The 26,121-nt window shown below is 67.5% G+C and carries 23 protein-coding genes; 15 read left to right on the top strand and 8 right to left on the bottom strand.

Translation table 11 applies throughout. From position 1 onward, the window contains the following. Window positions 1-2 precede the first annotated feature (2 nt). Window positions 3-608 carry a thiamine phosphate synthase gene (locus ACTZWU_RS04775; RefSeq protein ID WP_444736207.1) on the bottom strand — a complete coding sequence of 202 codons (606 nt, stop codon included), beginning with the start codon at window positions 606-608 and terminating at the stop codon, window positions 3-5. Between the two features lie 69 nt (window positions 609-677). Here ACTZWU_RS04775 and ACTZWU_RS04780 point away from each other — a divergent pair, with 69 nt between their 5' ends. The 3 genes from ACTZWU_RS04780 to ACTZWU_RS04790 are packed head-to-tail and all read left to right on the top strand — an operon-like array spanning window position 678 to window position 4,057. Beyond that, window positions 678-1,418: an RNA methyltransferase gene (locus ACTZWU_RS04780; protein ID WP_444736208.1), complete on the top strand. Its 741-nt coding sequence runs from the start codon at window positions 678-680 to the stop codon at window positions 1,416-1,418. A gap of 24 nt (window positions 1,419-1,442) precedes the next feature. Further along, window positions 1,443-2,588 carry a heme A synthase gene (ctaA, locus tag ACTZWU_RS04785; RefSeq protein ID WP_444736209.1) on the top strand — a complete coding sequence of 382 codons (1,146 nt, stop codon included), beginning with the start codon at window positions 1,443-1,445 and terminating at the stop codon, window positions 2,586-2,588. Further along, window positions 2,585-4,057 (top strand): carboxypeptidase M32, encoded by a 1,473-nt coding sequence (locus ACTZWU_RS04790; RefSeq protein WP_444736210.1) that lies wholly within the window; start codon window positions 2,585-2,587, stop codon window positions 4,055-4,057. Before ctaA ends, ACTZWU_RS04790 begins: the two co-directional genes overlap by 4 nt. Before the next feature lie 124 nt (window positions 4,058-4,181). Here the strand turns inward: ACTZWU_RS04790 and preA are convergent, their stop codons facing one another. The 5 genes from preA to ACTZWU_RS04815 form a co-directional block, all read right to left on the bottom strand. Next, a complete protein-coding gene (preA, locus tag ACTZWU_RS04795) occupies window positions 4,182-5,480 on the bottom strand; it encodes an NAD-dependent dihydropyrimidine dehydrogenase subunit PreA (RefSeq protein WP_444736211.1) in 1,299 nt (432 codons plus the stop codon). A 15-nt stretch (window positions 5,481-5,495) separates the two neighbouring features. After that, window positions 5,496-6,851 (bottom strand): NAD(P)-dependent oxidoreductase, encoded by a 1,356-nt coding sequence (locus ACTZWU_RS04800; protein WP_444736212.1) that lies wholly within the window; start codon window positions 6,849-6,851, stop codon window positions 5,496-5,498. Window positions 6,852-6,949: 98 nt separating this feature from the next. Beyond that, a complete protein-coding gene (locus ACTZWU_RS04805; protein WP_444736213.1) occupies window positions 6,950-8,251 on the bottom strand; it encodes a sensor histidine kinase in 1,302 nt (433 codons plus the stop codon). After that, on the bottom strand, window positions 8,248-8,928 hold the full coding sequence (locus ACTZWU_RS04810) for a response regulator transcription factor (protein ID WP_444736214.1): 681 nt from the start codon (window positions 8,926-8,928) through the stop codon (window positions 8,248-8,250). The genes ACTZWU_RS04805 and ACTZWU_RS04810 overlap by 4 nt, the downstream gene beginning before the upstream one ends. 15 nt (window positions 8,929-8,943) lie before the next feature. Further along, window positions 8,944-9,348: a PepSY domain-containing protein gene (locus ACTZWU_RS04815; protein ID WP_444736215.1), complete on the bottom strand. Its 405-nt coding sequence runs from the start codon at window positions 9,346-9,348 to the stop codon at window positions 8,944-8,946. A gap of 134 nt (window positions 9,349-9,482) precedes the next feature. On the opposite strand from ACTZWU_RS04815, the gene ACTZWU_RS04820 reads away from it, so the two are divergent. The 9 genes from ACTZWU_RS04820 (at window position 9,483) to ACTZWU_RS04860 (ending at window position 21,239) form a co-directional block, all read left to right on the top strand. Further along, window positions 9,483-10,415 (top strand): hypothetical protein, encoded by a 933-nt coding sequence (locus tag ACTZWU_RS04820; RefSeq protein ID WP_444736216.1) that lies wholly within the window; start codon window positions 9,483-9,485, stop codon window positions 10,413-10,415. Window positions 10,416-10,617: 202 nt separating this feature from the next. After that, a complete protein-coding gene (locus ACTZWU_RS04825) occupies window positions 10,618-11,736 on the top strand; it encodes an extracellular solute-binding protein (RefSeq protein WP_444736217.1) in 1,119 nt (372 codons plus the stop codon). A gap of 61 nt (window positions 11,737-11,797) precedes the next feature. Beyond that, window positions 11,798-12,862, top strand: coding sequence for an ABC transporter ATP-binding protein (locus tag ACTZWU_RS04830; RefSeq protein WP_444736218.1), 1,065 nt, complete (start codon window positions 11,798-11,800; stop codon window positions 12,860-12,862). After that, the gene (locus tag ACTZWU_RS04835) at window positions 12,855-13,736 is read left to right on the top strand and encodes an ABC transporter permease (protein WP_444736219.1); all 882 of its coding nucleotides are present in this window, start codon (window positions 12,855-12,857) and stop codon (window positions 13,734-13,736) included. Before ACTZWU_RS04830 ends, ACTZWU_RS04835 begins: the two co-directional genes overlap by 8 nt. Then, window positions 13,733-14,536 (top strand): ABC transporter permease, encoded by an 804-nt coding sequence (locus ACTZWU_RS04840; RefSeq protein WP_444736220.1) that lies wholly within the window; start codon window positions 13,733-13,735, stop codon window positions 14,534-14,536. Before ACTZWU_RS04835 ends, ACTZWU_RS04840 begins: the two co-directional genes overlap by 4 nt. Window positions 14,537-14,593: 57 nt before the next feature. Beyond that, window positions 14,594-16,435, top strand: a complete 1,842-nt coding sequence (locus ACTZWU_RS04845; protein ID WP_444736221.1) for a sensor histidine kinase — start codon at window positions 14,594-14,596, stop codon at window positions 16,433-16,435. After that, window positions 16,432-17,787, top strand: a complete 1,356-nt coding sequence (locus tag ACTZWU_RS04850) for a sigma-54-dependent transcriptional regulator (protein WP_444736222.1) — start codon at window positions 16,432-16,434, stop codon at window positions 17,785-17,787. The genes ACTZWU_RS04845 and ACTZWU_RS04850 overlap by 4 nt, the downstream gene beginning before the upstream one ends. Before the next feature lie 186 nt (window positions 17,788-17,973). Beyond that, complete coding sequence (locus tag ACTZWU_RS04855) at window positions 17,974-18,948, top strand: TAXI family TRAP transporter solute-binding subunit (RefSeq protein ID WP_444736223.1); 975 nt, start codon at window positions 17,974-17,976, stop codon at window positions 18,946-18,948. Window positions 18,949-19,061: 113 nt separating this feature from the next. Beyond that, entirely contained in the window at window positions 19,062-21,239 is a 2,178-nt protein-coding gene (locus ACTZWU_RS04860) for a TRAP transporter permease (RefSeq protein ID WP_444736224.1), read from the top strand. Between the two features lie 287 nt (window positions 21,240-21,526). Here ACTZWU_RS04860 and ACTZWU_RS04865 read toward each other — a convergent pair whose 3' ends face one another. Further along, window positions 21,527-23,155 carry a D-alanyl-D-alanine carboxypeptidase family protein gene (locus ACTZWU_RS04865; protein ID WP_444736225.1) on the bottom strand — a complete coding sequence of 543 codons (1,629 nt, stop codon included), beginning with the start codon at window positions 23,153-23,155 and terminating at the stop codon, window positions 21,527-21,529. Between the two features lie 363 nt (window positions 23,156-23,518). Between ACTZWU_RS04865 and clpS the strand changes: the two genes are divergently transcribed. The 3 genes from clpS to ACTZWU_RS04880 are packed head-to-tail and all read left to right on the top strand — an operon-like array spanning window position 23,519 to window position 25,674. Next, complete coding sequence (clpS, locus tag ACTZWU_RS04870; protein WP_304617546.1) at window positions 23,519-23,836, top strand: ATP-dependent Clp protease adapter ClpS; 318 nt, start codon at window positions 23,519-23,521, stop codon at window positions 23,834-23,836. Between the two features lie 3 nt (window positions 23,837-23,839). Next, window positions 23,840-24,874 (top strand): class I SAM-dependent methyltransferase, encoded by a 1,035-nt coding sequence (locus ACTZWU_RS04875; protein WP_444736226.1) that lies wholly within the window; start codon window positions 23,840-23,842, stop codon window positions 24,872-24,874. After that, entirely contained in the window at window positions 24,871-25,674 is an 804-nt protein-coding gene (locus tag ACTZWU_RS04880) for an SDR family NAD(P)-dependent oxidoreductase (protein WP_444736227.1), read from the top strand. The genes ACTZWU_RS04875 and ACTZWU_RS04880 overlap by 4 nt, the downstream gene beginning before the upstream one ends. Here the strand turns inward: ACTZWU_RS04880 and ACTZWU_RS04885 are convergent. Continuing rightward, window positions 25,671-26,084, bottom strand: a complete 414-nt coding sequence (locus ACTZWU_RS04885) for a hypothetical protein (protein WP_444736228.1) — start codon at window positions 26,082-26,084, stop codon at window positions 25,671-25,673. The two genes, ACTZWU_RS04880 and ACTZWU_RS04885, sit on opposite strands and share 4 nt — an antisense overlap. Between the last annotated feature and the right edge of the window lie 37 nt (window positions 26,085-26,121).

Consider the following 26,121-nt stretch of genomic DNA (forward strand, 5'->3'; position numbering starts at 1 on the left):
CCTCAGCCCCCCCAAAGCGCGGTCAGCGCCGAAAGCGGGTCGGGCTCGGACCAGATCTCGGCGCCGATGGCCACGAAATCGGTGACGGGCGACAGGCTGGCCAGCAATTCGCGCGTGATGGCGCCTTCGGCGACCACCGGAACCTCGATCATCTCGGACCACCACTGGAACAGGTCCAGTTCCGCCGGTTCGCCACGATAGAGCGCCGATGCGCCGACCGGGCCGAAGCTGACGTAATCGGCCCCATGCTCGCCCGCATTCATCCCCTCGTGGCGCGAGGCGCCGCAGAAGGCGCCGATGATCGCATCATCGCCCAACTCCTTGCGCGCATAGCGCACGCTGCGCGCGCCGTCGGTCAGGTGCACCCCGTCGAGGCCGTGCCGCTGCGCCAGTTTCACATGGTCGTCGATCACCACGGCCACGTCTCGGGCATGGGCGATCTCGCGGGCCAGATCGGCCAGGCGGCCCAGCTCGTCCTCTTCGGCGCCGGCGCGAATGCGCAGGCAGGCCGCAGGGAAGCGGTCCATCACCTCGGCCAGAAGCGGGCCGAGCGCCGAGGCCTGGGCGCCGGCGGGGGTCATCAGATAAAGCTGCGGGGCATCACTCATGCGCGCGTCTCCTTTATGTCGCAGATAGCGCAGCTTGCCGCCCGCCGCCAGACGGACTATTGCGCGGACATGCAGTCTGATCGTCACCCCGTCATCATCCTTGTCCGCCCCCAGATGGGCGAGAATATCGGCGCGGCCGCCCGCGCGATGCTGAATTTCGGCCTGACCGAGATGCGTCTGGTCGAGCCGCGAGACGGCTGGCCGAACCCCAAGGCCGTCGCCATGGCCTCGGGCGCGGCGGGGCGGGTGCTGGATCAGGCCAAGGTCTATCCGACGCTGGCCGCCGCGATGGAGGGCATCGAATATGCCTATGCCACGACCGCGCGCGGGCGCGAGCTGACCAAGCCCGTCCTGAACCCCGAGGATGCGATGGCCGAGACCCGCGCAAGGGCCGGTCGCAGCGCGATCATCTTCGGCCCCGAACGGACCGGGCTGGAAAATGACGACATCGCGCGCGCCAACGCCATCGTGACCGTGCCGGTGAACCCCGATTTCCCCTCGATCAACCTGGCGCAGGCCGTTCTGCTGATGGGCTACGAATACGGCCGCGAGATCCTGCCGCCCGAACCCGCCCCCCATGCCGGGCGCGAGGATGCCGAGGCAATGGCCGACCGGCTGGAGATCGAGCGTCTGGGCGATCACTACGACGAGCGCCTGACCGAGGCCGGGTTCTTCTTTCCCGAAACCAAGGCGGCCTCGATGCGGTTGAACCTGCGCAACATGTGGTCGCGCCTTGCCCTGACGCGCGGCGATGTGCGCATCCTTCACGGCATCCTGCGCCAGTTGACCCGCCGACCCGGCGGCCAGTAACCTCCGCCCGAAAGGAGCCAAGCGATGGCCAAGCGCCCTGTCTTTCAGGAAGTCTCGGACCCGGCAGCTTCCCGCCCCGCCACGACGACCGGCATGATCGACGCCCGCCCGCGCGGTGCGCGCCGCGCCATCCGTGCATGGCTTTGCGTTCTGTTCCTTCTGGTCCTGTCGATGATCGTCATCGGCGGCGCCACGCGGCTCACGGGTTCGGGCCTGTCGATCACTGTCTGGGCCCCCGTGACCGGCGCCATTCCGCCCCTGAACGCCGCTGATTGGCAGCGCGAATTCGACCTCTACCGCCAGATCCCGCAATATCAGGAACTGAACCGCGGCATGTCGCTGTCGGAATTCCAGTTCATCTACTGGTGGGAATGGGGGCACCGGCAGCTGGGCCGCGTGGTCGGGCTGGTCTGGGGTCTGGGCTTCCTGTTCTTCTGGGCGACCTCGCGCATTCCGACGGCCTGGACGCCGCGCCTTCTGGGCCTTGGCGCGCTTGGCGGGCTGCAGGGCGCGATCGGCTGGTGGATGGTCAGTTCCGGCCTGAACGAGGGGATGCTGCGCGTGGCCTCCTACCGGCTGGCCACGCATCTGGGCATCGCCTTCCTGATCCTGGGCCTGATCACCTGGTATGTGCTGCAACTCTCGCGGACCGAGGCCGAGCTGCTGCGCGCCCGCCGCGCGGGCGATGCGCGGCTTTTCGGCATCTCGACCGGGCTTTTGCACCTGACCTTCGTGCAGATCATCCTGGGCGCGCTGGTCGCGGGGATCGATGCGGGGCGCATGTATACGGGCTGGCCCACGATGGGCGGCGAATGGATCCCTGCCTCGATCTGGGATGCGACGCTCGGCTGGCGCAATTTCTTCGAGAACCCGGCGCTGGTGCAGTTCATCCATCGCATGACCGGCTATCTGCTGGCGATCTTCGCGGTGGTGGTCTGGCTCAAGGCGCGCCGCTCGCCCCATCCGGTGACGCGCGGGGCCTTCAGCGTGATGATCGTCGCGATGGCCGCGCAGATCGGGCTGGGCATCCTGAACGTGATCCACGCCTCGCCGCTGCATCTGGCGCTGACGCATCAATTCGGCGCGGTCGTCCTGTTCGCCGCGATCCTGCGGGCGCGCCACCATGCGCGCTATCCTTTTGAAACCTCGATCCGCGAGGCACGGGCATGAGCGCGCTTGACCATCTGATGGCGTTCCAGCGCCAGACCGAGGCGCTGTCCTCTGTGGCCGAACGCCTGGGCTGGGACCAGGAGACGGTGATGCCGCGTGGCGCCGTCGAACAGCGGGCCGAGGAAATGGCGGCGATGGAATCGGTGCTGCACGAACGCCGCACCGATCCGCGCATCGGCGAATGGCTGGAGGCCTCCACCCCCCGCACCGAGGCCGAGACCCGCGCGCTGGAGCTGATCGGCCGCGATTTCCGCCGAACCAGCCGCATCCCGGCGCGTCTGGCCGAGGAACTCGCGCGCACGACCTCGCTGGCGCAGGGCATCTGGGCCGAGGCCCGCGCCAAGGACGCGCCGCAGGATTTCCTGCCGACGCTGGACAACGTGCTGATGCTGAAGCGCGAAGAGGCCGCCTGCCTGGCCGATGGCGGCGATCTTTATGACGCGCTTCTGGACGATTACGAACCCGGCATGACCGGCGCGGCCATTGCCAGCCTGTTCGACGCGATGCGCCCGCGGCTTGTCGCTCTGCGCGACGCGGTGCTGGGCGCGGCCCGCCAGCCGCAGCCCCTGACCGGGCACTTCCCGCAGGAAACCCAGCTGCGCCTTGCCCGCGCCTGCGCCACGGCCTTCGGCTATGACTGGTCGCGCGGCCGGATCGACCTGGCCGTCCACCCGTTCAGCTCGGGGCGCTGGCAGGACAGCCGCATCACCACGCGGGTCGTCGAGACCGATCCCTTCAACTGCCTCTATTCCACGATCCACGAGGTCGGCCATTCCAGCTATGAACTGGGGATCGACCCCGACCACGCCTTCACGCCACTTGGGCGGGGCGTGTCCATGGGCGTCCATGAAAGCCAGAGCCGTATCTACGAAAACCAGATGGGCCGGGGCCGAGCCTTCACCGGCTGGCTCTTCGATCGCATGTCGGACGCTTTCGACGGCCTGAACATCGCCGATGCGGACGCCTTCTACGCGACCGTGAACCGCGTCACCCCCGGCTTCATCCGGACCGAGGCTGACGAGGTGCAATACAACCTGCACATCATGATGCGCTTCGATCTGGAACGCGACCTGATTGCAGGTCGCCTCGATGTCCGCGACCTGCCCGAGGCGTGGAATGCCCGCTTCCTGGCCGATTTCGGCGCGGCGGTGGACCGCCCGGCCAATGGCGTCCTGCAGGATGTCCACTGGTCGGTGGGGCTCTTCGGCTACTTCCCGACCTACGCGCTCGGCAATGTCTACGCTGGCTGCCTGAACGAAGCCCTGCGCAAGGCCGTTCCCGATCTGGACGACGCGCTCGCCCAGGGAGACGCGACGCCCGGCACCGAATGGCTGCGTGAAAACCTGCAGCGCCATGGTGGCCTGATGGAGCCCGCGACGCTGGTCGAACAGGCTTCGGACTGCAGCGTCTCGCCCGAACCTCTGCTGACCTATCTCGAGCGGAAATTTACCCGAATCTACGCCCTCTGACGTCGTATTCCGGATATTTACATGAAGAAGAAGACCAGTCGCCCGCCGCTGCCTTCTTCTTCATGAAAATATCCTGCGGGGGGTCCGGGGGGCGCAAAGCCCCCCGGCGGTCGCGGGACGCAGATCACTCGGCGGCGCGGGCCATCGGGTTGTTCGGGTGGCTCGTCCAGTTCGCGTATTCGCCGCGCGGGATGCCGGTGCGCTTGTCGATTTCGCCGATCTCAAGCTCGCGCATGGTGATGCAGTTCTCGACCGGGCAGACATCGACGCAGAGATTGCAGGCCACGCATTCCTCCTCGATCACCTCGAAGACGCGGCCCGGCTTCATGGCGATCGCCTGGTGGCTGGTATCCTCGCAGGCGGCATAGCAGCGACCGCAGCTGATGCAGGCATCCTGGTCGATCACCGCCTTGGTGACGTAGTTCAGGTTCAGATCCTGCCAGTCGCGCACGTTCGGGACGGCGCGGCCGATCAGATCGGACAATTCCATCCCGTGCCCGTCCAGATAATCAGACAGGCCCGAGATCATCTCCTGCACGATCTTGAACCCGTATGTCATCGCCGCCGTGCAGACCTGCACATTGCCCGCGCCAAGCGCCATGAACTCGGCCGCGTCGCGCCAGGTGGTCACGCCGCCGATACCGCTGATGGGCAGGCCGCGCGTTTCGGCAGAGCGTGCGATCTCGGCCACCATGTTCAGGGCGATGGGCTTCACCGCCGGGCCGCAATAGCCGCCATGGCTGCCCTTGCCGTCGATGGTGGGCTGGGGCGCAAACAGGTCCAGATCGACAGAGGTGATCGAGTTGATCGTGTTGATCAGGCTGACCGCATCCGCCCCGCCCCGTTTCGCGGCCTCGGCGGGTTTCCTGACATCGGTGATGTTCGGCGTCAGCTTCACGATGCAGGGCATGCGCGAATGTTTCTTCACCCAACGCGTGACCATCTCGATATATTCGGGCACCTGGCCCACGGCCGAGCCCATGCCGCGTTCGGCCATGCCGTGCGGGCAGCCGAAGTTCAGCTCGACCCCGTCGGCGCCGGTATCCTCGATCCGGTGCAGGATGTCGCGCCAGCTGTCCTCGTCACAGGGCACCATCAGCGAAATGATCAGCGCCCGGTCGGGATAGTCGCGCTTGACCGACTTGATCTCGCGCAGGTTCACCTCCAGCGGGCGGTCGGTGATCAGTTCGATGTTGTTGATGCCCAGAACGCGCCGGTCGGCGCCGTGGATCACGCCGTAGCGGGGCCCGTTCACGTTGACGACCGGCGGCCCTTCAGAGCCGAGCGTCTTCCAGACGACGCCGCCCCAGCCCGCCTCATAGGCGCGGCGGACGTTGTATTCCTTGTCGGTCGGCGGGGCCGAGGCCAGCCAGAAGGGGTTGGGTGACTTGATGCCGATGAAATTGCTGCGCAGATCTGCCATGGGTCCGCCCTTTCCTTACGCTGCGCCAGGGGTGGCGCGCCCGGACAGGCGCGCGTCGATGTCTTCGGCCGCGTCGCGGCCCTCGGCCACGGCGGTCACGGTCAGGTCGTCACCGCCAAGCGCGCAATCGCCGCCCGCCCAGACGCCGGGGATCGAGGTCCGGCCCGGACCCTCGATGGCGATCTTGCCGCCCTCCAGCGTCAGGCCTTCGGGAGCGCCGTCAAGACGCTGGCCGATGGCGCGGAAGACCTGGTCGGCCTTCAGCCGGAAATGCTGGTCGGTCAGGACCAGACCCGAGGGTCCGTCCTCGGTGTAGGCAAACTCGATCTCGGCCACGGCGCCATTGCCGTGGACGGCGACTGGGGCGGCGTTGCAGATGATCCGCACGCCGCTGGCGGTGGCGTGATCCTGTTCGTGGCGGCTGGCCGACATGCGGTCCTGCCCCCGGCGGTAGACGATGGTGACATTCTCGGCCCCCAGCAGGCGGGCCTGCACGGCGGCGTCCACGGCCGTCATGCCGCCGCCGATCACCACCACGTCGCGGCCCACGGGCAGGGCGGTCAGGTCGCGGCTCTGGCGCAGGTCGCGGATGAAGCTGACCGCGTCCAGCACGTGCTGGCGATCCTCGCCCTCGGCGCGCAGGGCGTTCACGCCGCCAAGACCCATCCCCAGGAACACCGCGTCATATTCGGCGCGCAGCCCCTCCAGCGTGATGCTGTCGCCAAGGCGCTGGCCGTGGCGTATCTCGATCCCGCCGATCTGAAGCAGCCAATCCACCTCGGACTGGGCGAAATCATCAACCGCCTTGTAGCTGGCGATGCCGTATTCGTTCAGCCCGCCCGGTTTCTCGCGCGCCTCGAAGATCACGACGTCATGGCCCTTCATCGCCAGACGATGCGCGCAGGCAAGGCCCGCGGGGCCCGCGCCGACGACGGCCACGCGGCGGCCCGTCGCCGCGGCGCGGGTGAAGGGATGCACGCCCTTGGCCATCAGGCCATCGGTCGCATAGCGTTGCAGCGCGCCGATCTGGACGGGCTTGCCCTCGGCGGTCTCGCGCACGCAGGCGCCTTCGCACAGGTTCTCGGTCGGGCAGGCGCGGGCGCACATCCCGCCAAGGATGTTCGCGTCAAAGATCGTCCGCGCCGCCGCATCCGGCGTGCCGGTCGCGATCTGGCGGATGAACAGCGGAATGTCGATCGAGGTCGGGCAGGCCGTGACGCAGGGCGCGTCATGGCAGAAATAGCAGCGGTCGGCGGCGACATGCGCCTCGTGACGGTCCAAGGGCGGCGCGACATCGCGGAAATTCGCGGCCAGCGCATCGGGCGTCAGCCGCCCCGGCACGACGCCGGGCGACAATCTTGCTTGGGACATTTGCGTCTCCTGGCTTTCCCTGTTGATGGAATCAGGCTGACACAGGTCCGATTTTTTATCAAATGGTAAAATTATTGCGGCGCGGGTTTGCGGAAATTTCAGGCAGGCAGGTCCAGTGTCGCGGCAAGCCCGCCCCATGCGCTGCGCCCCAGATCCAGCGATCCGCCATGAAGCGCGGCCAGATCGGCCACGATGGCCAGGCCCAGCCCCGCGCCGGGCGGCCCCTGTTCGTCCAGCCGCGCGCCCCGGACAAGCGCGCGGGGCGCGCGGTCGGGCGACATGCCCGGCCCGTCATCCTCGATCCGCAGGCGCAGGCGGTCGCCCTGCCGGGTGGCGTGGATGCCGATGCGCGAGGCGCCCCATTTCACCGCGTTCTCGGCCAGATTGCCGATCATCTCCTCAAGGTCCTGACGTTCGCCCGCAAAGGCCAGATCAGAGGGGCAGGAGGTCTCGGCCCGCATCCCCTTGTCGGCCATCGGCCAGCGCAGGACCAGCAGGATGTCGTCGATCACCGGCGCGACGGGGCTGCGCTGTCCCAGAAGGCCCGGCCCGGCCTGACGCGCCCGGCGCAGGTGCCAGCCGATCAGCCGGTCCATCCGCGCCAGCAGCGCCTGTCCCGGGTGATTTTCAGGCAGTTCGTTCGACAGGGCGGTCAGGGGCGTTTTCAGCGAATGGGCCAGATTGCCCAGATGCTGCCGCGAGCGCGCCAGAAGGGCGGTATTCTGGTCGAGGGCGGCGTTGATCTCGGCCGCAAGGGGGCGCAATTCACTGACATCGGGCAAGGCCAGCCGGTCGGCCCGGCCCGCCCGCACCCCCGTCAGATCGTCGCGCAGACGGTCCAGGCTGCGCAGCCCTGCCGTCACCTGCACCAGCGTCGCGATCCCCAGACCCAGCCAGAGCGCGGCCAGCGCCAGCGCCAGAGGCCGGATGATCTGCGCCAGACTTGCCCGGATTTCCGAAACAGGGGCGGTCACGGTAATCGTGATCGGCGCGTCGTTATCGGGGATGCCGAAACTGCGGCGCATCACGCGCAGCGGTGCGCCATCGGCCCCAAGACCGGGCGTGCCGGTCGCTTCGTCGGTGGGGCCGGCCAGCCGCCCGTCCAGCAGCGAGGCCGACCGCGCCACCGCCACGCCCCCCGCATCGACCTGCCAATACCAGCCCGAGAGCGGCAGCGAGAAACGCGCGTCCCAAGGCGTGCCGTTCAGGGTGACGCGGCCCGCAGCGTCGGTCTCGATCCGGGCGGTCAGGGCGTCGGCTGCGGCGGCGGCCTCGGCGTCGAAACGGTCGGTGACGAAATCGCGCAAGAGATGCGCGATCATCACGAAGGCCGCCAGCAGCGCCGCCGTCAGCCAGACCGCGCCCAGAACCAGCAGCCGCCCCCGGATCGAGCGGATCATGCACGCCCCATCCGGGCCGGGTCGGAATGCAGCACATAACCCTCGCCGCGCCGGGTCTCGATCACGCCATCGCCGATCTTGCGGCGCAGGCGACCGATCACGACCTCGATCGATTTGAAGTCGCGGTCGGAATCGGCCTCGTAGAGGTGGTCCGACAATTCGGTCCGGCTGACGATGCGGTTCTGGTGGTGCATCAGATAGGTCAGGATCCGCGCCTCGAAGGGCGTCAGGCGCAGCGCCACGCCGTCGCGGGTGATGACGCCAAGCTGCGCGTCAAGGACCAGCGCGCCCGCCCGGATCACCGGCCGGGCATGGCCCGCCGCGCGCCGGATCAGGGTCTGGGCGCGCAAGACGACCTCGTCCAGGCGGAAGGGCTTGACCGCGTAATCGTCGGCACCCGCACGAAAGCCCGCGACCTTGTCCGTCCAGTCGCCCCGCGCGGTCAGGATCAGGACCGGCATCGCAATGCCCTGATCGCGCCAGCGGGTCAGCACCTCCAGCCCCGAGAGACCGGGCAGCCCCAGATCGAGGATCGCCACGTCGTAGCTTTCCGTCGCGCCCAGAAACTCGCCCTCGGTCCCGTCGGCGGCACGGTCGGTCACGAAGCCCGCCCCCGCCATCGCCTCGGCCAGCTGGGCCGACAGGGTCGGGTCATCCTCGACGATCAGGGCGCGCATCGGCTGGTCCTTTGCTCAGGGGCGTTCGGTGGCAGGGGCGCGGCGGGCCTGCATCTGGCCCCGGCCCGTCACGTCGAGAAACCGGCCATCGCGCGCATCCATGCGGATGTCCAGCGCCATGCGGCCGGGCGTCAGCAGGCGGAAGTGATAGACCAGATCGGCGCCCATGTCGCGTTCCCCGGGGGTCGGCGGGGTGGTGCGGGCGGCAATCAGCCGACCCTCGTAGCGCACTGTCACTTTTGCGGCGGCCTCGTGCAGGGGCATCGGTCGGAAGGCATCGGTCCAGACATCCGCCCCCGCCGGGTCGTTCCATGCCTCGCTGTCCCGCGCTTCGAGGTCGGGCGGGACCGCCTGCGCCTGGGCGGGCAGGGACAACAGCAGCATGGCCGTCAGCATCAGGGGCAGAATCACGCGGATCATGGCCCCATCATCGCCGATTGCGGGGAAACGAAAACCCAATGGCGCGTTGGCATCCCGTTCGGCAGCCTGGCGCTAGACCGGGCTTGTCAGGGGCCGGATCGATTCGGCCCGCCACTGCACGAAGGACCACAGAGATGACGATGAAACCCTTTGCCCTGGCCACCGCGATGGCTGCCCTTCTGGCCGCAGGCCCCGCGCTGTCGCAGGACCTGCCGCCGCTGCTTCAGGGGCTGGATCTGGGCAGCCTCGGCGTCGAGACCAAGCGCGACGGCGAACGCGAATACGAGGGCCGCCTGCCCGACGGGACCGAGATCGAGGCGCGCTTTGACCTGGCGGGCAATCTGGTCAAGCTGGAGGCCGATGACGGCACCCTGCCTGCCCCCCTGATCGAGGCCGCGCTGCCCGAACCTGTTCGCGCCCATCCTGGCATTGCGCTTCTGGCCCGCGTCACCGAGATCGAGACCGATTCCCGGTATCTGGAGATCGAGGGCCGCGATGCCGATGGCGCCGAGATGAAGCTGCGGTTCGACCCTTCATCCGCCCGGCTGATTGGCGCCCAGACCGAGCGCGGCGCCCTGCCTCAGGCACTGGTGGACGAGATCCTGCCCCCCGCCGTGCGCAATGCCGAGATTTTCGGCACCTTCGCCAGCCTCAACGGCATCCGGGCCGAGGGCGACCGCTACGGCCTGCGGGGCCGCGACGGCTCGGGCGCGCGGATGGGTGCGCAGCTGGACGCCTCGGGCGCGGTCCTGCGCTTTCGCGGTGACGACGATGACGACCACCCCCGTGGCCGGATGCATGACCGCATGAAAGAGCGTATGGAGGGCCGCATGGAAGGTCGCGACCATGGCCGTCACGGCGAGCATCGCCACCCGATGGGCGGCCCGGCCGCCCAGATCGACACGGTGGCGATCAGCCAGCGCCTTTCGGATGCGGGGTATGGCGGCTTTGGTCTCTTGCAGCAGCGCGGCCCGCGCCTGTCCTTGCAGGCCACCAACCCCGATGGCGAGCCGGTGACGCTGGAACTGGACCCGGGGGGCGAGATCCTGCGCGAGACCGCGCGCTGATTGCCGTCAGGGCAGTTGTGCAACCGGGGCCGCGTTTTCGCGGCCCTTTCGCTTTTGCGCGGCAGATCAGCGAATTGCAGGCTTTCCGAAAATGGATTGTCGGGCTAGCATCCCGCCTGACCGGCTGCGGAACAGCCGTCACGCAATCGTCGCGAGGCGGCGCTAGACAGCGGGACTGACCACAGACAGGAGGGTTCTTTCCATGAATCGCATGAATCGTCGCAGCCTTTTGCGCGGTGCCGCCGCGACCGCCGGGGTCACGCTGGCCTCGCCCTATCTGGCGCGGCGCGCCATGGCGCAGGGCGCGGGAACGGTGAATATCTTCGCCTGGGCCGGCTATCTGAATGACGAAATCCTTGGCGCCTTCACCGAGGCCACCGGGATTACCACGAACTACACCCCCTATGGCACGAATGACGAGCTGCTGAACCAGCTGCGCGCGAATAATGGCGGCGGGTTCGACCTGATCTGGCCGACCGTGGACCGCGTGCCGAACTATGTCGAATTCGGTCTGGTCCAGCCCATCGACGAATCGCGCATCGAGGTGGACCGCGTCCTGCCGAGCGCCTGGGAAAACTCGGTCAATCTGGGCGCCGTGGTGGATGGCTCGCGCTATCAGGTGCCGACCGACTGGGGCACCGAGGCGCTGGCCTTCGACCGCGACCAGAAACCGCTGGAATACGGCACCGCGTCCTATGGCGATCTGTGGGCCGAGGGCGCGCAGGCGACCGTGCGCGGCCATTCCTCGCTGATCGGCCTGGGCCTCTGGCTTGAGGCCGAGGGCCGTCTGCCGCGCCCGCTGCTGGACGCCTTCACCGACCCCGACGCGCAGACCGAAATCTTCGACGTGATCCTGGCCGAGGCCATCGCCCGCAAGTCCAGCATCATCCAGTTCTGGTCGAACGAGAACGAGGCGCAGGCCGCCTTCCGCGTCAACGGCGCCAATATCGGCCAGACCTGGGACAGCAGCGCGGCGGGTCTTGCCCGCGAAGGGCTGCCCATCGGCTTCATCGCGCCCAAGGAAGGCGCGCTGGCCTGGATGGAGGGCCTGTCGATCCCCGCGGGCGCCGAGAACCTGGATGCGGCCTATGCCTTCATCAACTGGTTCCTGACGCCGGAAGCGGGCGCGATGTATACCAACGCGACCTCGATCAACTCGACCGCGGTGGGCTCGGACCAGCTGATCTCGGACGAGGCCAAGGCCTTCTTTGCCGCCGCCTATCCGGGCGATGCGCTTGAAAAGCTGTGGTGGTGGCCGATTCAGGAAAGCTGGTATATCACCAAGCGCAACGAATATCAGGACCGCTTCCTGTCGGCCTGATCCCTGACCCAAGACACGACCGGGGCGGCGCAGGCCGCCCCCTTCACATGCAGGAGACCCCATGTCCCATTCGGTCGAACTTGCCCAGATCGGCATGACCTTCGGCACGACCCGCGCGGTCAGCGATGTCAGCTTCAAGGTGGAACAGGGCGAGTTCTTCTCGATCCTCGGGCCTTCGGGCTGCGGCAAGACGACGATCCTGCGGATGATCGCGGGCTTCATCGAACCGACCGAGGGCCGCGTTCTGATCGGGGATCGCGACATGAAGGGCCTTGGCCCCAACCAGCGCCCGACCGCGATGATCTTCCAGTCGCTGGCGCTGTTCCCGCTGATGAGTGTCTGGGAAAACATCGCCTTCGGCCTCGAGGCGCGCGGCGTCGGCAAGGCGGAACGCCGCCGCAAGGCCGATGAGCTTCTGCGCCTGATCGCGCTGGAGGGTTACGGCGACCGGATGCCGGGCGAATTGTCGGGCGGCCAGCGCCAGCGCGTGGCCATCGCCCGCGCCCTTGCGGTCGAGCCGGGCGTCCTGCTGCTGGACGAGCCCCTGTCCGCGCTGGACCTCAAGCTGCGCCAACACATGCGGGCCGAGCTGCGCGCGCTGCAAAAGCGCACCGGCGTCACCTTCATCTACATCACGCATGACCAGTCCGAGGCGCTGGCCATGTCCGACCGCGTGGCCGTGATGTCGGCGGGCCTGTTGCAGCAGGTCGCCACCCCGCGCGAGCTTTACGACAACCCCGCCACCGCCTTTGTCGCCCGTTTCGTGGGCGAGACGAACGCGATTTCGGGCCGCATCTCGGATGTGCAGGACGGGCGCGCGCGGATCGACACGGCGCTTGGCATCCTGACGGGCCGGGCGGGGCAGGGCGCCCGCACCGGCGCGCAGGGCACGATCTATATCCGACCCGAGGCGCTGATGCCCGGCGATCCGGTCAATGCGCTGGATGCACGGATCGAACGCGTGGATTTCGAGGGCGCCTTTGCCCTGGTCCACGGGCGTTTCGCCGATGGCGCGGCGCTGGCGGCCTCTGTCCCCTCGACCCGGCTTGCCGACGCGCCGGCACCGGGCGCCGAGACGCGTTTCGGCTTTGCCCCCGAACATGCGGTGGTGCTGGGCGATGCGTGATCTTTATGGCCGCTTCGGCCCCTGGCTTTCGACGGTCTTTGTGTCGCTGGTCTTGATCTGGCTGGCGGGGATGGTTCTGGCGCCGAACCTGATGATGATCGACTACGCCCTGCGCCCGAACCTGCCGCCCGCGGCGATCGGGGGCCCGGACGACACCTATTCGCTGTCGAACATCACCTATCTCGCCGGAGAGGCGACGCATCGCGCGATCTTCCTCAAGACGATCTGGGCCAGCGCGCTGGTCGCGCTGGTGACATTCCTCGTCTGCTACCCCATCGCCTTCTGGATGGCGCAGCGGGCCACGACCGGGCAGCTTTCGGTCGCGCTGCTGCTGATCATCATCCCCTTCTTCATCAACGAGGTCCTGCGGACGCTGGCCTGGTTCATCATCCTGGCCTATCGCGGGCCGCTGAACGCGTTGCTGACCAATATCGGCCTGATCGACGCGCCGATCCGCTGGCAAGGGGACGGCGGCGTGCTGGCGGCGATGGTCTATGCCTATATCCTGTTCATGCTGCTGCCAATCTACAACGCCATAGAATCGCTGGAAAAAGCGCAGGTCGAGGCCGCGCGCGACCTGGGCGCATCGCCCTGGCGCATTCATACCCGCGTGGTCATCCCCCATGCCAAGGCGGGGATCGCGACGGGCTTCGTCTTCACCTTCATGCTGGCGGCGGGCAGCTATGTGGCGCCCGCGCTTCTGGGTTCGCCCGGCAGCCGATGGTTCACCGAGATCATCTATAACTGGTTCTTCGAGGGCGGAGACTGGAATCGCGGCGCGGCCTATGCGCTGGTGCTGCTGGTCCTGTGCCTTGCCGTTGTTCTGATCACGCTGCGGATCGCGCGCGTCAATCTGGCGGATGTGGCGAAATGAGCGTGGCGGACCGGATCTTCAGGGGACTCTTCGTCCTCTATCTCGCGGTCTTTGCGCTGTATCTCTTTGCGCCGCTGATCATCATGGGGGCGGCGGCCTTCAACGAAAGCCGCTTTCCGACCGTGATCCCGTGGCAGGGCACCACGACCGACTGGTTCGCAGCGATGTGGGCCGACCGGGCGATGTGGCAATCGCTGTGGACCTCGGTTCTGGTGGCGCTTTGCGTGGTGGTGGTGGTCGTGCCGGTCGGCACGGCGGCGGCGCTGGTGCTGACCTCGCTTCATGCCCGGGCGCGCAGCTTCGCCTATGCGGTGATGGTCTCGCCGCTGCTGACGCCGGGCGTGGTGATCGGGATTTCCACGCTGATCCTCTGGCGCCAGCTGGGCGTTGGCGGGGGCGTGTTCCTGATCGTTCTGGCGCAATCGACCTTTATCATCTGCTACGTCATGCTGATGGTGATGGCGCGCCTGCAACGCTTCGACCGCACCCAGGAAGAGGCCGCGCTTGGCCTTGGCGCATCGCGCGGGATGGTGTTCCGGCGCGTGACGCTGCCTTTCCTCAAGCCCGCGCTGCTGGCCTCGGGCGGGTTGGCGGTGCTGCAATCCATCGAGAACTACAACACGACCCTGTTCGTGCGCGGCTTCGAGACGCCGCTGACCGTGTTCATCGCCACCAAGGTCCGCACCGGGCTGACGCCTGCCGTGAACGCGCTGGCGCTGGTTATCATCGTGGCCACCGTGCTGGGCGCCATCGCCTATGAGATCGCGCGCCGCCGTCAGGCCGCCCGTCCGCGCGGCTGAAGGCTTGCCCGCGGCCGTGCGGCGCGCAATCATGGCGCAGGAATGGCGGAAGGCTTGATGACGCGCGGCAGGCACAAACGATGGGGGCGGCGGCTTGCGCTGACCGGCGCGGTCCTCGCGCTGGCCGCGCTGGTGCTGACGGTGGGGGCGGCCCAGCTTGGCCGCGCCTTCATCACGGCCTCGGTCCCGCAGGGCGAGAACGTGCTGCGCCTGTCCCTGTCCGGCCTGAGGGGCGAGCTGGCCCGATACGAACGCCTGCCTGAGCTGATCGCCTATGAGCAGCTGCTGGCCGATGCGCTGGCCGAGGATGCCACCCGTGCCCAGATCGCGGCGGCGAACCTCTATCTGCGTCATGTGAACCAGATGATGGGCCTTTCGGACAGCTATGTGATGCGGCTGGACGGCACGACCGTCGCGGCCAGCAACTTCAATGACGATGTCAGCTTTGTCGGCCAGAACTTTGTTTACAGGCCCTATTTCAGCGAAGCCGCCGAAGGGGGCAAGGGGCGGTTCTTCGCGCTTGGCACCACCTCGGGCAAGCGGGGCTATTACTTCGGCGCGCCGGTGCGGGACCGTGGGCGGATCGTGGGCGTGCTGGCGCTCAAGGTCGATGTGGACGCGATCGAGGATAGCTGGCGGGCCGCCGAATACGAGATCATCGTCACCGATGCCGAGGGCGTCGTTTTTCTGGCCAGCCGCCGCGACTGGCATTTCCGGGCCTTTTCGGCGCTGTCGCCCTCGGCCCGGATGCGGGTTGCGGAAACGCGGCGCTACGACAATCAGGCGCTTGAGCCCTTGCCGCTGCAAAAGCTGGGCTGGGTCGGCGACCACCGCCTGATGCGGCTGGACCTGCCCGAGGGGATGCGCGAATTCGTCGTCATCTCGGAACCCATGCCCGAGGCGGGCTGGACGGTGCAGGTGCTTCTGGACACGGCGCCCGCCTATCGGCAGGCTTTCTGGGCCTCGGTCGGGGCGCTCTTGCTGCTGGGGCTCAGCGTGGCGGGGCTGTTTGCGCTGGCGCAGCGCCGGGCGCGGCTGCGCGAACGGCTGCAATTGCAGCGCGAGGCGCAGAGCCAGCTTGAGACCCGCGTGGCCGAACGCACCCGCGAACTGGCTGCGCTGAACACCCGCCTCGAGGCTGAGGTCTCGGAACGCCGCGCGACCGAGGAGGAACTGCGCCGCACGCAGCGCCATCTGGTGCAATCGGCCAAGCTGGCGGCGCTTGGCCAGATGTCGGCGGCCCTGTCGCATGAACTGAACCAGCCGCTTGGCGCGGTGCGCAACTTCGCCTCGAACGCGCTGACGCTGCTGGACCGGGGCCGCGCCCCCGAGGCGCGCGAGAATGTCGGCCGCATCATCGGCCTGACCGACCGCATGACCGAGATCGGCCGCACCCTGCGAAACTTTGCCCGCAAGCCCAATTCGCAACTGGCGGTGATCGACCTGCAGGATGTGCTGCCCGACGCGCTGGAGGTGATCGCCTGGCGCATGGGCAAAAGTCCGACCCGGATCGAGACCGAACTGCCCGAAGGCCCGATCCTGCTGCGGGCGGGCGCGGTGCGGTTCCAGCAGGTGATCGTCAACCTGCTGTCGAACGCGCTGGACGCGCTGGAGGGGCAGGAGGATGGCGTCATCCGCATCACCCTGCGCGAGGCGGGCGACAGGCTGGTTCTGGACGTCTCCGATAACGGGCCGGGCATTCCGGCGGGGCTAGAGGAACGCATCTTCGACCCGTTCTTCTCGACCAAGGGGGTGGGCGCGGGCCTTGGCCTTGGTCTGTCGATTTCCTTCAACATCATCAAGGATTTCGGCGGAGAACTTCGGGTCCTGCGTCAGCCGCGTGGCGCCTGTTTCCAGATCGACCTGCCGCGCCTTGCCCCGAACGAGGCCGTCGCATGAGCCGTGGCCGCATCCTGCTGGTCGATGACGAAGAGGACATGCGCCTGTCCACCGCGCAGGCCCTCGACCTGGACGGGTTCGAGATTGAGGCTCTGCCCGACGCGCAATCCGCGCTGGACCGTGTGGGCTTCGGCTTTGACGGCATCGTCATCACCGACATCCGGATGCCCGGCATGGACGGGCTGACCCTGATGAACCGCATCCGCGAAATCGACGCCGAGATCCCCGTGATCCTGCTGACCGGGCATGGCGACATCCAGCTTGCCGTCCGCGCGATGCGCGAGGGGGCGCATGATTTCATCGAAAAGCCCTTCGATACCGGGCAATTGTCCAAGATCGTGGACCGGGCGCTGGAATATCGCCGCGTGGTGCTGGAAAACCGCGTGCTGCGGGCGGCGGCGGGGCAGGCCGATGATCTGGAATTGCGGCTGGTCGGCCGCTCGAACGTGATGGTCGATCTGCGCCGCCGCCTTCGCACCATCGGCCCGACCGAGGCCGATGTGCTGATCGTCGGTCAGACCGGCACCGGCAAGGAGGTCGTGGCCCGCGCGCTGCATGACCTGTCGCCCCGCGCCCGCAAGCCCTTCATCGCCATCGACTGCGCGGCCTTGCCCGCCGCGTTGATCGAATCAGAGCTTTTCGGCCACGAGGCCGGCGCCTTCCCCGGCGCGCTTCGGGCGCGTTACGGCAAGTTCGAACATGCGCGTGGCGGGACGATTCTTCTGGACGAGATCGGCTCGATGCCCTGGGACATGCAGGGCAAGCTGCTGCGCGTGGTGCAGGATCGCGTCATCTCGCCCCTGGGCGCCAACGAGGACCGGGCGCTGGACGTCCGCTTCATCGCCACCTCGCGCAGCCCGCTGGAGCACGAGGTCGCGGCGGGCCGGTTCCGGGCGGACCTGCTCTATCGGCTGAACGTGGTGACGCTGAACGTGCCGCCCCTGTCGGCAAGGCGCGAGGATGTGCAGCTACTGTTCATCAAGCTGGTGCAAGAGGCCGCCGCCCGCCATCGCCGCCCGCCCGTTTCCGTCCCGCCGCAATTGCTGGCCGAGATCGCCGAACGCGACTGGCCGGGCAATGTCCGCGAATTGCGCAATGCCGCCGACCGCCACGCGCTTGGCATCGCCTTGCAGCCCGCCGAAAAGGGCAGCCCCGAACAGATGCGGCTGGCCCATCGCGTCGCCGCGTTTGAACGCGACCTGATCGTCGCGACGCTGGCGGCGCATGGCGGCAGGCTGAAGCCGGTCTATGAAACGCTCGGTCTGTCGCGCAAATCGCTTTACGAAAAGATGCAGAAATACCGTATTGACAAGACCCATTACGTCGATGCGGTCGAGGATGATGCTTCTTGATGGGAGGATTCCCACACATCCCCAAGGGCGGATGTTACCGAATCCACCCATCACGCCGCCGAGAGTGTTAATTATTTGATCCCGGCCTGCATGGCGGAATTGCGCCAGACGCATGGCAGCCGCTAGCTGGACCCGTTCTCGGGGGAGGCGACACGCGCCCAGCCCCGATTCCAACGGGAGGATTTCATGCGTTTGACCACAGCCGCCATCGCGGCCGCCGCCGCCTTTGCCCTGTCGCCCGCCTTCGCCCAGGAGGACCGTTCGGACTGGCCCTCGAGCCTGACGATCGGCACGGCCAGCCAGGGCGGCACCTACTTCATCTATGGCACCGGCCTTGCCGGCCTGATCACGCAGAGCCTGAGCGTCAACGCCTCGGCCGAGGTGACGGGCGGTCCGGTGCAGAACGCGACCCTGGTCGAGACCGGCGATCACCAGATCGGCCTGGTGACGATGGGCCCGGCCTACGAGGCCTGGACCGGCAACAGCGAACTGGCGCCGGGCGTCGAACATTCGTCGATGCGCGCGCTCTTCCCGATGTATCAGACCCCGTTCGAGGCGGTGGCGCTGCAATCCTCGGGCATCGCGAACGTGACCGACATGAACGGCAAGCGCGTCTCGGTCGGCCCGGCGGGCGGCACGGCGGCGACCTACTGGCCGCGCTTCTTCGAGGTTCTGGGCGTCGAGGCCAATATCAGCTATTCGGGCGCCAATGACGCCACCAGCCAGGTCAAGGACGGCCTGATCGACGCCTTCGCCTTTGCTGCCGGCGTGCCGATCAGCGCCTTCGCCCAGATTGCGGCGGAAAACCCCGTCAACATCTTCGGCTTCACCGAGGAACAGCGCGACCAGATCCTGGAAGCCCTGCCCGAAGTGTCGGCCTTTGACGTGCCGGGCGGCCTCTATCAGGGTTTCCCCGAAGGGCACCTGACCGTCGCCATGTGGAACTTTGCCATCGCGCATGAGGACATGCCCGAAAGCCTGGCCTACGAGATCACCAAGCTGGTGATGGAGAGCAACGAGGCGATGATGCAGATTCACGCGACCGCGGCCGAAACCCTGCCGGAAAACGCCGACAAGAACACCTTCCTGCCCTATCACCCCGGCGCGCTGCGCTATTTCGACGAAAAGGGCATCGAGATCCCGGCCGAACTGCGCGGCTGATCGCGATCCGACCTTGCCGGAGGCCCCGACCCGGGGCCTCCGGTCCTTCATAATCCATGAACGGCCCGGCTGCGGTCAACCGATCACGCGCCCGCGCCGACGGAGACCCCAACATGTCAGCCCAAGCTGCCCAATCGGCAGAAACCGGGCCCGTCATCGCGCAAGGCGTGGATGACGAGCCGGTGGCATCCAACCAGCGAGACCCCCAGGGTCGCGCCGGGATGCTGATCGCGGTTCTCGCCGCCGCCTATACGATCTTTCACCTCGTGGTCATGGTCTTCTACCCGCTGGAGACCTGGACCTACCGGATGTTCCACCTCTGCGGGGGGCTGCTGATCGGCTTCCTGACCTATTCGGCCCTCAGCCAAACCGCGACCGAGACCGAGGACCGGCCGCGCGGCCCGCTGGAGCTGGCGCTGCTGGCCGTCGCGGTCGGCGGCATCGGCTACGGCTTCCTGATGGTCGCCTATGCCTGGGGCGGCTGGTGGCTGGCGGGCGCCGCGCAACCGCCGCGCATGGTGTTCCAGACCTACGGCCTGCCGCTGGTCATCGGCACCTCGGCCGCGATCCTGTCGGGCTGGCTGTTCTCGACCCGGACGCGCACGCGCATCCACCTGCCCGACATGCTGCTGGGCCTCGCCGCGATCGCGGTCATGGGCTACATCCTGTTCGTCGTGGGCGCGTTGCGGATGCGGGCCGGAACGGGCATGGCGCAGCCCGGCGATCTGTGGGCGGCGCTGACCGGCGTCCTGCTGATCCTGGAACTGGCGCGTCGCCTGACGGGTCTGGCGCTGGTCGTCATCGTCGGTGTCTTCATCGCCTACAGCTTCCTCGGGCCCTGGCTGCCGGGCTTCCTGAACCATCGCGGCTACACGGCCACCCGGTTCTTCACCTACATCTTCACCGATCAGGGTGTGCTGGGCGATCCGATCGCGGTCAGCTCGACCTACATCATCCTGTTCATCGTCTTCGCCGCCTTCCTGCAAGCCTCGAAGGTGGGCGACTATTTCGTGAACTTCGCCTTTGCCTGCGCCGGTCAGGCGCGGGGCGGCCCGGCCAAGGTCGCGGTCTTCGCCTCGGGCCTGATGGGCATGATCAACGGCACTTCGGCGGGCAACGTGGTGTCCACCGGCTCGCTGACCATCCCGCTGATGAAGAAGGTCGGCTATTCGCCCAAGACCTCTGCCGCGGTCGAGGCGACGGCCTCGTCGGGCGGGCAGATCCTGCCGCCGATCATGGGCGCAGGCGCCTTCATCATGGCCGAGGTGACGGGCATTCCCTATACCGACATCGTCATCGCCGCGATCATCCCGGCGCTGCTGTATTTCGTGTCGGTCTATTTCATGGTCGATCTTCAGGCGCTGAAGCTGAACATGAAGGGTCTGCCGCGTTCGGAACTGCCGCGCTTCGACGTGCTGGTGAAGCAGGTCTATCTGTTCCTGCCGATCATCATCCTGATCTACACGCTGTTTGCGGGCTATTCCGTGATCCGGGCGGGTGCGATGGGGATGGCCGCGGCGGCCATGGTCAGCTGGCTGACGCCGCACAAGATGGGGCCGGTCCAGATCTTCCGCGCGCTGGAACTGGGCGCCAAGATGTCGATCCAGATGGTCGCGGTCTGCGCGGCGGCTGGCATCATCGTGGGCGTCATCGCGCTGACCGGCGTGGGGGCGCGTTTCTCGGCGCTGCTGCTGACCATCGCGGGGCAAAGCCAGCTTCTGGCGATGTTCTTCGCCATGTGCATCTCGATCATCCTGGGGATGGGGATGCCGACGACGGCGGCCTATGCGGTCGCGGCGGCGGTCGTGGCGCCGGGCCTGATCAGCCTTGGCGTTCCGGTCCTGGTCGCGCATTTCTTCGTCTTCTACTACGCGGTCATGTCCGCGATCACGCCGCCCGTCGCGCTTGCCGCCTATGCGGGGGCGGGGCTGTCGGGGTCCGATCCGATGAAGACCTCGGTCGAGGCCTTCAAGCTGGGCCTTGCCGCCTTCATCGTGCCGTTCATGTTCTTCAACTCGCACGAATTGCTGATGCAGGGCGAGACGATGGACATCATTCACGCCACCGCGACGGCGCTTCTGGGCATGTTCCTGCTGTCGGCGGGCGTCATCGGCTACTTCTTCGGGCCGGCTGCGATGATCGTGCGGCTTATCCTGCTGGCGGCGGCCTTGTCGATGATCTCGGTCGGATGGCTGACAGATCTGGTCGGGCTGTCGGTCGCTGCGGGGTTGTATCTGTGGCAACGCAAGATGGTGACGCCAGGCGCACTTGTCCGGGGTCAGACGGACTGATCCGTTCCGATGACAGCGAGAATGAAATGGGGCGGGCCTGCGGGTCCGCCCCTTTTCGTTGCGCGGCGCTTGCGACAAGGAATGGCACCGGGTCGGTCGGGGGATGGCCGCCTTGCGGCTGGGTACAGGCTCGGGGCTATTGGTCGGCGGGTCGCCCATTCGAGGGGCGCGGGTTCGCCAAGGACATGGCGGGCGCGGCGCGGATTATCGGGGACAGGCCACCAGCCAATGAAAAAGGCGCCCGGCCTTCGCCGCGCGCCTTTCCTGATCAGTATTCGATCAGCCGTTCAGCGACCGATCACCTGGCAGTCGCGCGCCCGGCTCTGAAGCCTTTCGCAGGCCAGCTGGGCCTGGGCGCGGGTCAGGTTGACGAATTGCGCGTCGAAACCACGCCGCGTATCGGCGATGTTGCGTTGGGCCGCGGCAAGAATGCCGCCATCTTGCAGCGCAAGGCTCAGCAGCACGCGCTCGGCCTCGGCCTGAGAGGTGTGGAGGCCAAGCGAAACCGCCCAGTTGCGTCCTGAATCGGCCGGCCGCCGCACGATTTCCAGCGCCTCGGGGTTGCCCAGATCGCCTTCGCCCATCGCAGCCAGGATCACCGTCTCAGAGCGGGGGCGAGGCGGGGGCGAGCTTTCAAGGCCAAGGCTGCCCGCGGGCGCTGCCTCGACCGGCGCGGCGCCAGTGGCGGGGGCGGGAGTGGGGGCGGGGGCCGCCAGACTGGCCGTCGTCGCATTGCCGGTTGCAGCGGTGCGGTTCGGCGCAGCGCGGGGCCTGAGCGAGGATGCAAGCACCGGCGCAGCCAAGCTGGCAGAGGCGGCGGGCGTCTCGGCCACGCTTGCGGCGACGATCTCGGCCACGCGGTTGCCCGGCCTTGCGCGGGGCCGCAGGCTGTTGGCCAGGGCCAGTCCCGCAACAGGAGCAGGCGCGGCGACGGATGCACCGGCCTGACGCAGGGCCTCGGTCAGGTCCGGCACCGGCGCCGCCGATGCGACAAGGCTTGCAGAAGGCGCAGGCGCCGCTTCGGTTGGACGGGCTGCCGGGGCGGGCGAGGCTGCCAGCACCAGGCGCTGCGGCTCGGGCCGGGTCGTTGCAGGCGTCGGCGCGACCTGGGCGCGGCGGGTGGTGGCCTGGCTCAACATGCGCGGACGCTGCGGCCGCACCTCTCGCACGCGGTCCTGAACGCGCGGGAAGCTGGCATCCAGCAGTTCCGCCATGACCTGATTGCGATGCGCGGTCGAGGTACCGCCGAAGACGGTCGCGATCAGCCGCTTGTTGCCGCGCTGCGCCGACGCGGTCAGGTTGAAGCCCGCCGCCCGCGTATAGCCCGTCTTGATCCCGTCCGCGCCCGCGTAATCATCCAGAAAGCGCCGATTGGTCGAGGCGACCTGAGCCACGCCCGCATCGGCCGAGCGACGCGAGAACAGGTTGTAATATTGCGGAAAATCGTAAAAAAGGTGACGCCCCAGGACGCTCATGTCATGCGCGGTGGAAAAGTGCCCCTGCTGGGTCAGGCCATGCGCGTTGCGAAACTGCGAGTTGTTCATCCCGAGGGCGCGCGCCATCTGCGTCATCTGCTGGGTGAAGGCCTCTTCCGAGCCTGCCAACCCCTCGCCGATGGCCGTCGCCGCGTCGTTGGCTGAACGGATCGCAGCGGCGCGGATCAGGTAGCGCAGTTCGATCTGCTGGCCCGGCCGCAGGCCCAGCTTCGACGGCGGCTCGTTGGCGGCCTTGCTGGAAATCGTGAAGCGCGAATCCAGCCGGACCCGGCCGCTTTCGATGGCATGAAACGCCATGTAGAGGGTCATCATCTTGGTCAGCGAGGCCGGATGCAGCCGCGTATCGGCATTTTGCCGGAAAACCGGTTGCCCCGTCCGGGCATCCATCACATAGGCCGCGAAAGGCGCAGCCGATGCCATGGGCGTCATTGTCACGGTCAGCATGGGCAGCACAAGAAACGCCACTGCCCAAAACCGGAATGCGGTAAGGAATCGGTTCACTGTCTCGGTCTCTCTGCCTCTGCGGGCATGTCGTTTGTCGCATGCCCGTCGTTAATGAACCGACAATAGCATGGGGCCATTTTCCTTGAAACCACGCATTCGACATATTTTCCCATTCATCCGGACTTCCCTGCTGGCGCTGCGACGGCTGGCCCCGGCCTCGGGGGCTTTCATCCCTGCGGGTTTCGACTATATTCATGCCTGCAAGCTTCGCGCCGGGCGCGGGCCCTGCCGCCCATGACGCGCCCCGTTGAAACGACACAGACGCAGATGACCCACCGGATGACAGACAGCGACCGTCCCGACGACCAGTCCGAACTCGCGGTCAAGCCGCGCACGAGGTCTCAGCGCCCGCCCATGTACAAGGTGCTGATGCTGAACGACGATTTCACGCCGATGGAGTTCGTCGTTCACGTGCTGGAACGCCTGTTCCACATGACCCATGCCCAGGCGATCGAGATCATGCTGACCGTCCATCGCAAGGGGGTGGCAGTGGTCGGCGTCTTTTCGCATGAAGTGGCCGAGACGAAAGTGGCGCAGGTCATGGAACTGGCCCGCCGCCAGCAGCATCCGCTGCAATGCACAATGGAAAAAGAGTAGCCCGTGACACAATCCAGACTGGACCTGGCCTTCCCGGACGGCCATCCCGGAGGCGAGGTGCTTGTGATCGGGGCGCGCGCCGCTGATCCGCTCACCTCGCTTGATCCCGCGCGCACGCGGATCCTTCAGGGCCATTTCCCGGACCATCAGGGCCTGTCGGCGCGTGGCTGGCGCGTCGATCCCGCCATCGATGGCGATTTCGATCTGGTCCTGCTGTTCCTGCCCCGCGCCAAGGCTGCGGCGCGCGCGGCCATCGCCGATGCGGCGGGCCGGCTGTCTGCGGGTGAGGCCCTGTGGATCGACGGGCAAAAGACCGACGGCGTGGACGCCATCCTGCGAGAACTGCGCGCGCTTGCCCCGGTGGACGAGGTTCACAGCAAGGCGCATGGCAAGATCTTTCGTGTGACCATGCCCGAAGGCGACTGGCTGCCCGAAGGCTGGGCCGCCGCCCGTGCCGAGGTCGCGCCGGGCTTCGTGACCGGCCCGGGCGTCTTTTCGGCCGACGGGATCGATCCGGGCTCGGCCCTGCTGGCCGCCCACCTGCCAGAGAGGATGCCCACGCGCGTGGTCGATCTGGGCGCGGGCTGGGGCTGGCTGTCGGCGCAGGTGCTGGCGCGTCCGGGCCTCGAACAGCTGCATCTGGTCGAGGCCGACCATGCATCGCTGGAACTGGCGCGGCGCAATCTGGACGATCCGCGCCTGCGCTTTCACTGGGCCGATGCCCGCGATTTCCGCCTGTCTGATCCGGTGAACGGTGTGGTGATGAACCCGCCCTTTCACGAGGGGCGGCAGGCCGACCCGAAACTGGGCGCGGCCTTCATCGCCACCGCCGCGCGGCTTCTGACCGGGGCGGGGCGGCTGTGGATGGTCGCGAACCGTCACCTTCCCTACGAAACCGTGCTGGCGCAGCATTTCGGGCAGGTCCACGAGATCGGCGGTGACAACCGCTTCAAGGTGATCGAGGCCACAGCAGCGGGCAAGGGTCAGGCCGGTAAACCCTCGAACTCCGCGAAACCGGCGCTAAGGCGGCGTCGATGAGCCTGTCGATCCAGGGCAAGACCGCTATCGTCACCGGGGCCGGGCGCGGCGTCGGGCTGGCCATCGCGCGTCATCTGGCCGAACGCGGCGCCAATGTCATGTTTGCCGATGGCGACGAGGCCGCGCTGAACCAGGCCGTCGCGGATTACGAGGGCGACGCCCATGTCCGCCGCTTCGTCGGCAACATGGCCGAGAAGCTGGCCATGGCGAACCTGCTTTCTGCCACGATCGACGCGTTCGACCGGGTGGATGTGCTGGTCAACGCGCATCGCTTCGTGCGGTCGTCCGACCCGCTGGACACCGATATCGAGGCTTTGGACGAAATGCTGCGGCAGAACCTGCTGGCCGGGCTGCGCCTGTCGCAGATGGTCGCGCGCCGCATGATCCGTCAGGCCGAGGACGAGCCCGACAGCCCGCAAAGCGGCGCCATCGTCACGATCTCGACCCTGGCCGCGCGTCGGCCGCAGCCCTCGATGCTGGGCTATTCCATCGCCTGCGCGGCGCAGGAACAGGCCGTGCGCGGGCTGGCTCTGGCACTGGCCCCCCACCGCATCCGCGTGAACGGCGTCAGCTTTGCCAGCGTCATGTCGCACGAGATGCAATGCACGCTGAAGGACAGCCCTGAAAAGCGCGCCCAGATCATCGCCGGGACACCGCTTGGCCGGATCGCACCGCCGGACGAACTGGCCGAGACGGTGCATTACCTCGTCAGCGACGCGGCGCGCTTCGTCACCGGGCAGATCATCACCGTGGATGGTGGGCGCAGCCTGGTCGATCCGGTCGGCGCGCAGATCCTCTAGGCTTCGGGATAGGCGGCGCGGCAGGCCTCGACCGCGCGTTCGGCACCGGCGGCCAAAACGTTACGGCGCGCGACCAGACCGTCGCGCTTGCGCGCCTCGGCGACCGGGTCGATGGGCACGCGGAAACGCTCGGTCTCCAATTCGTCGCGCCAGCAGCCATAGGTGGTGACGACGGGCTTGCCCTCGCGGTCGGTTGTGACGGTCTGGCATTGCGCCAGCCGCGAGCGGACCACCTGTCGTTCGTCCCAGGCATAGCCGCGCGCCAGATTGCCCTCGACCTCGGCCAAGAGGCTGTTGACGGTGCGAAATTCCGTCGTGTTGCGGCTGATGCAGCGTTCCTGCGGCGTGGCGCAGGCGGCCAGGGCCAGCGGCAGGGCAAGGATCAGGGCGCCGGTGATGTTGCGGGGCATGGCGGGTCTCGTTACAGGTTTTCCGACAGCTAGCCGC

The sequence above is a fragment of the Paracoccus sp. NSM genome (assembly GCF_052379855.1).
Taxonomy (GTDB): Bacteria; Pseudomonadota; Alphaproteobacteria; order Rhodobacterales; family Rhodobacteraceae; genus Paracoccus.

Bases quoted from the DNA above. Each gene is read 5' to 3' on its own strand.
- ACTZWU_RS04775 (WP_444736207.1), bottom strand. From the start codon at position 608: ATGAGTGATGCCCCGCAGCTTTATCTGATGACCCCCGCCGGCGCCCAG.
- ACTZWU_RS04780 (WP_444736208.1), top strand. From the start codon at position 678: ATGCAGTCTGATCGTCACCCCGTCATCATCCTTGTCCGCCCCCAGATG.
- ctaA (WP_444736209.1), top strand. From the start codon at position 1,443: ATGGCCAAGCGCCCTGTCTTTCAGGAAGTCTCGGACCCGGCAGCTTCC.
- ACTZWU_RS04790 (WP_444736210.1), top strand. From the start codon at position 2,585: ATGAGCGCGCTTGACCATCTGATGGCGTTCCAGCGCCAGACCGAGGCG.
- preA (WP_444736211.1), bottom strand. From the start codon at position 5,480: ATGGCAGATCTGCGCAGCAATTTCATCGGCATCAAGTCACCCAACCCC.
- ACTZWU_RS04800 (WP_444736212.1), bottom strand. From the start codon at position 6,851: ATGTCCCAAGCAAGATTGTCGCCCGGCGTCGTGCCGGGGCGGCTGACG.
- ACTZWU_RS04805 (WP_444736213.1), bottom strand. From the start codon at position 8,251: ATGATCCGCTCGATCCGGGGGCGGCTGCTGGTTCTGGGCGCGGTCTGG.
- ACTZWU_RS04810 (WP_444736214.1), bottom strand. From the start codon at position 8,928: ATGCGCGCCCTGATCGTCGAGGATGACCCGACCCTGTCGGCCCAGCTG.
- ACTZWU_RS04815 (WP_444736215.1), bottom strand. From the start codon at position 9,348: ATGATCCGCGTGATTCTGCCCCTGATGCTGACGGCCATGCTGCTGTTG.
- ACTZWU_RS04820 (WP_444736216.1), top strand. From the start codon at position 9,483: ATGACGATGAAACCCTTTGCCCTGGCCACCGCGATGGCTGCCCTTCTG.
- ACTZWU_RS04825 (WP_444736217.1), top strand. From the start codon at position 10,618: ATGAATCGCATGAATCGTCGCAGCCTTTTGCGCGGTGCCGCCGCGACC.
- ACTZWU_RS04830 (WP_444736218.1), top strand. From the start codon at position 11,798: ATGTCCCATTCGGTCGAACTTGCCCAGATCGGCATGACCTTCGGCACG.
- ACTZWU_RS04835 (WP_444736219.1), top strand. From the start codon at position 12,855: ATGCGTGATCTTTATGGCCGCTTCGGCCCCTGGCTTTCGACGGTCTTT.
- ACTZWU_RS04840 (WP_444736220.1), top strand. From the start codon at position 13,733: ATGAGCGTGGCGGACCGGATCTTCAGGGGACTCTTCGTCCTCTATCTC.
- ACTZWU_RS04845 (WP_444736221.1), top strand. From the start codon at position 14,594: ATGACGCGCGGCAGGCACAAACGATGGGGGCGGCGGCTTGCGCTGACC.
- ACTZWU_RS04850 (WP_444736222.1), top strand. From the start codon at position 16,432: ATGAGCCGTGGCCGCATCCTGCTGGTCGATGACGAAGAGGACATGCGC.
- ACTZWU_RS04855 (WP_444736223.1), top strand. From the start codon at position 17,974: ATGCGTTTGACCACAGCCGCCATCGCGGCCGCCGCCGCCTTTGCCCTG.
- ACTZWU_RS04860 (WP_444736224.1), top strand. From the start codon at position 19,062: ATGTCAGCCCAAGCTGCCCAATCGGCAGAAACCGGGCCCGTCATCGCG.
- ACTZWU_RS04865 (WP_444736225.1), bottom strand. From the start codon at position 23,155: ATGGCATCGGCTGCGCCTTTCGCGGCCTATGTGATGGATGCCCGGACG.
- clpS (WP_304617546.1), top strand. From the start codon at position 23,519: ATGACAGACAGCGACCGTCCCGACGACCAGTCCGAACTCGCGGTCAAG.
- ACTZWU_RS04880 (WP_444736227.1), top strand. From the start codon at position 24,871: ATGAGCCTGTCGATCCAGGGCAAGACCGCTATCGTCACCGGGGCCGGG.
- ACTZWU_RS04885 (WP_444736228.1), bottom strand. From the start codon at position 26,084: ATGCCCCGCAACATCACCGGCGCCCTGATCCTTGCCCTGCCGCTGGCC.